Raw genomic sequence first — 4228 nt, forward strand, 5'->3', positions numbered from 1 at the left:
GCAACCCCTCAAACCAGATCCAGCAGCCGCAGCCGGTCCGAATTCGACTGGCAGGCAAAGGAGCTCGTGTGCGATGCGATTCCGCACGGCTCGAGCTCGGTCACAGCAGCAGACCTGCTCTTGGCGAAGATTTTACGAAGAGTTGACTTCCCGGTCGGCACTGACGGAGGGGAGCGTCAGGACGGCGTCATGGGCGAGCAGGAACTGCCTGCGGAGGCCGGATGCGTCAGGGGCGGGGCGCCACACCCTGGCGGATGAGGCCGTAGACGAGTCCGTCGGTCAGGGCCCGCCACGACGCGGCGAGGATCGAGCCGGCAACGCCGATCGTGTCCCAGGACGTCTCACCGTCGGACGTCTCGATGAGCACGCGGGTCACGGCGTCGGTGCCGTGCGAGGCGTCGAGGATCCGCACCTTGTAGTCGATGAGCTCGAGCTTCTCGATCTCGGGGTAGGCCTTGGCGAGGGCCTCGCGGAGAGCGTGGTCGAGGGCGTTGACCGGGCCGTTCCCCTCCCCTGTCGCGAGGTGTCGCGCACCGTCGGCATAGAGCTTGACCGTCGCCTCGGAGACCGCGTCACCGCTCACCGTGGAGTCCGTCATGACGCGCCAGGACTCGACCGAGAAGTAGGTCGAGCAGCCCGGCTGCAGCGCTTCCCGGACCATGAGCTCGACGGTCGCGTCGGCTGCGTCGAAGGTCCACCCGCGCTGCTCGAGGTCCTTGACGCGGGCGAGCACGTCGACGACGACATCGGGCCGGCCTGACAGGTCGAGTCCGGCTTCCCTGGCCTTGAGCTCGATGCTCGCCCGTCCGGCCATGTCCGAGACGAGGGTGCGCATCCCGTTGCCGACGACCGCCGGGTCGAGGTGCTGGTAGAGATCGGGGTCCACCTTGAGCGCGCTCGCGTGCAGGCCTGCCTTGTGCGCGAAGGCGCTCGACCCGACGTAGGGCTGTCGGCTGTAGGCCGGGACGTTGGTGACCTCGCTGATGGCGTGGGCGACGTGCATGGCCTTGCGGAACGACTCGGGCGCCATCACGTCGAGGTGGAGCTTGAACTGGAGGTTCGCGGCGACGGTGATGAGGTCCGCGTTGCCGGTGCGCTCGCCGTAGCCGTTCATCGTGCCCTGGACATGCGTCGCCCCTGCCCGGACCGCCGCCACCGAGTTCGCCACGGCGCAGCCGGTGTCGTTGTGGCAGTGGGCCCCGACACGGGCGCCGGTCGCGGCGATGACGTCTGCGACGACCTCCTCGACGACGTGCGGCAGCATGCCGCCGTTCGTGTCGCACAGCACGACGACCTCGGCGCCCGCCTCGTGTGCCGTCCGGACCACCGCCAACGCATAGTCCCGGTCGAGATGCCAGCCGTCGAAGAAGTGCTCGGCGTCGAGGAAGACGCGCTTCCCTGCGGCGACGAGGTGACTCACGGTGTCGCGCACCATCGCGAGGTTCTCGTCGAGGGTGGTCCGCAGGGCCTCCTCGACGTGGCGCACGTGCGACTTCGCGACGAGGCAGACGACGGAGGTCCCGGCGTCGAGCAGGGCGGCGACGAGCGGGTCCTCGGCGGCCGTGGAGCCCGCCCGTCGCGTGGCCCCGAAGGCGGCCAGCGTCGCGTGACGCAGGTGCAGCTCGGTCCTGGCACGCTCGAAGAACTCCGTGTCCTTCGGGTTCGCCCCCGGCCATCCGCCCTCGATGAAGTCCACCCCGAGGTCGTCGAGCAGTCCGGCGATGGCCAGCTTGTCCGACACCGAGAGATTGAGGCCCTCCTGCTGGGCGCCATCGCGCAGGGTGGTGTCGTAGACGTGCAGCGCTTCCATGACCGTTTTCGTCCTTCGCCTCGGGCTGTGCGGGTGTGTTCGCGCGCTCCTCGGTCATTGATCCGTATGCCGCTGGGCTCGGTGTGCTTCGCGGCTCTCCTCAGCTCGTGGCCGGGGAAACAAAAAGACCCCCCAGGGGTGGGAGGTCTGCGCGACGAGGGTTGCTCGTCGCGCTAGGTGATAATGACCGTGCTTGTGGCAGGCCTGAGGAGGTGCGTCACAGGGTCATCGTGACAGGCGGGTCCGGCTCCTGAAACCGTGCGTCCGCATGGTGGACTTCCCAGGGCACGGTGCGCCGCAGCCGGCGCGGCGGGATCTGGGACAGGGGCGGGATCGGCGCGGAGCTCACCCGCGGGCGCGGCCGAGCCGAGCGGCATACGCCCTGGCAGCGGCGATGAGCGCCTGGAAGAGCCGCGGGTCCTCGCCCTCCTCGGGGTGCCACTGCACTGCGAGCCGGAAGCGTGCCAACGGGTCCTCCATCGCCTCCAGCGTCCCGTCGGGCGCCCAGGCCGCCGGGAGATAGCCGGGATGGGTCGCGACCGACTGGTGGTGGTAGCTCGGCACACCGACCCGCGATCCCAGCAGATCGGCAATCCGGGTTCCGGCAACCGTGTCGACCGGATGGCTCCCGTAGGTCGCCGGCGCCGGCGCGTGGTCGTCATGGGCGACCCGCTCCGGGACGTGCTGCTCGAGCGTCCCCCCGGCGGCAACGGCCATCACCTGCATGCCTCGGCAGATTCCGAGGACGGGCAGGTCGAGCTGGGACGACACCTGGGCGATGGCCAGCTCTGTCGTGTCCCGGTCGGGTCGTGACGCCTGGACGGTCGGGTGGCGGGCAGCCGCATAGAGCTCGGGTGCCACGTCAACGCCCCCGGCGATGATGACGCCGTCGAGACGACCGAGCAGGGCCCGCACCAACCGGTGGTCGTCGTCGGCGGAGTCGAGCCGAGGCGGGATGAGCACGGCGATCCCACCGGCCTCCTCGACCTTCCGGACGTAGGAGTGCGGGATGAGCGCCGACGGCACATCCACCCAGATCCCCTGGGTCGTCGGTTCCAGGTAGGAGGTGATCCCGATGATGGGTGTGTCGGACACCGCGATCTCCCTGCTCAGAGCGGCGTGACGTAGGCGCCGGAGATCCCACCATCGACGAGGAAGGTCGACGCCGTGATGAAGCTCGACTCGTCCGACGCGAGGAAGAGCACGGCGTTGGCCATCTCCTCCGGCTCGCCGAAGCGTCCCATCGGCACATGGACGAGCCGGCGCGCCGCACGCTCCTCGTCGGCGGCGAAGAGCTCCTGGAGCAGTGGCGTGTTGACGGGTCCGGGGCACAGGGCGTTGACCCGGACACCGTCGCGGGCGAACTGCACGCCCAGCTCCCGTGACATGGACAGCACCCCACCCTTGCTCGCGCTGTAGGAGATCTGCGAGGTCGCTGCACCCATGACGGCGACGAACGACGCCGTGTTGATGATCGAGCCCCGCTTCTGCTCAAGCATGTAGGGCAGGGCCGCCTTGCAGCACAGGTAGACCGAAGTGAGGTTGACCTCTTGCACGCGTCGCCACGCCTCGAGATCGGTGGTGAGGATCGAGTCGTCCTCGGGCGGGCTGATGCCGGCGTTGTTGAAGGCGATGTCGACCGAGCCATAGGTGTCCTTGGCGACGCGGAAGAGCGCGTCCACCTGCTCCTTGTCCGTCACGTCCACGAGCACGAAGGTGCCGGACACCTCCTCGGCGACGCGCACGCCGTTCGCCTCGTCGAGGTCCCCGATGACGACCTTCGCACCCTCCTCCGCAAACCGCCGCACCGTGGCCAGCCCGATGCCCGAGCACCCACCGGTGACCACCGCGACCTTGCCGTCGAGCCTGCCTGCCATGTTCTCCTCTTTCCTCACTCGTTCCCCACTCGTTTCCTCACTGGGCTCACTCGGTCGAGATGAAGACGTTCTTGACGTCGGTGAAGGCATCGAGGGCATCCGGCCCCAGCTCGCGTCCGAGGCCGCTCTGCTTGAAACCGCCGAAGGGCGTCCAGTAACGAACCGAGCTGTGCGAGTTGACCGACAGGTTGCCCGCCTCGACGCCCCGCGCCACCCGCAGCCCGGTGCCGAGGTCGCGGGTCCAGATCGAGCCGGACAGGCCGTAGGCCGTGTCGTTGGCCTTCGCGATCGCGTCGGCCTCGTCGTCGAACGGCATCACCGCGACGACGGGCCCGAAGACCTCCTCCTGCCACACGCGGTCGGTCGTGGACCGGGGCAGGACCACGGTGGCGGGGTACCAGTAGCCCCGACCCTCGGGCGCCTGGCCGCGGAACGCGATCTCGACCGTGTCATCCGAGTCCTCGACGTAGCTGCACACCGTCTGGTGGTGCCCGGCGCTGATGAGGGGTCCCATCTCCGTGGCCTCGTCGCGGGGGTCGGC

General features: G+C 69.2%; 4 protein-coding genes. All 4 read right to left on the minus strand.

The annotated features are described in order from the left end of the window. Positions 1–226: 226 nt before the first annotated feature. Entirely contained in the window at positions 227–1810 is a 1584-nt protein-coding gene (gene cimA, locus LOY02_RS18120) for a citramalate synthase (RefSeq protein WP_317183769.1), read from the minus strand. Positions 1811–2155: 345 nt separating this feature from the next. Further along, positions 2156–2905 (minus strand): gamma-glutamyl-gamma-aminobutyrate hydrolase family protein, encoded by a 750-nt coding sequence (locus LOY02_RS18125; RefSeq protein WP_317183770.1) that lies wholly within the window; start codon positions 2903–2905, stop codon positions 2156–2158. A 14-nt stretch (positions 2906–2919) separates the two neighbouring features. Next, positions 2920–3687: a 3-oxoacyl-ACP reductase gene (locus tag LOY02_RS18130; RefSeq protein WP_317183771.1), complete on the minus strand. Its 768-nt coding sequence runs from the start codon at positions 3685–3687 to the stop codon at positions 2920–2922. Between the two features lie 46 nt (positions 3688–3733). Then, a partial coding sequence (locus LOY02_RS18135) for an aldehyde dehydrogenase family protein (protein WP_317183772.1) occupies positions 3734–4228 on the minus strand: 495 nt, incomplete at its 5' end.

Source organism: Intrasporangium sp., from assembly GCF_032907665.1.
GTDB lineage: Bacteria > Actinomycetota > Actinomycetes > Actinomycetales > Dermatophilaceae > Intrasporangium.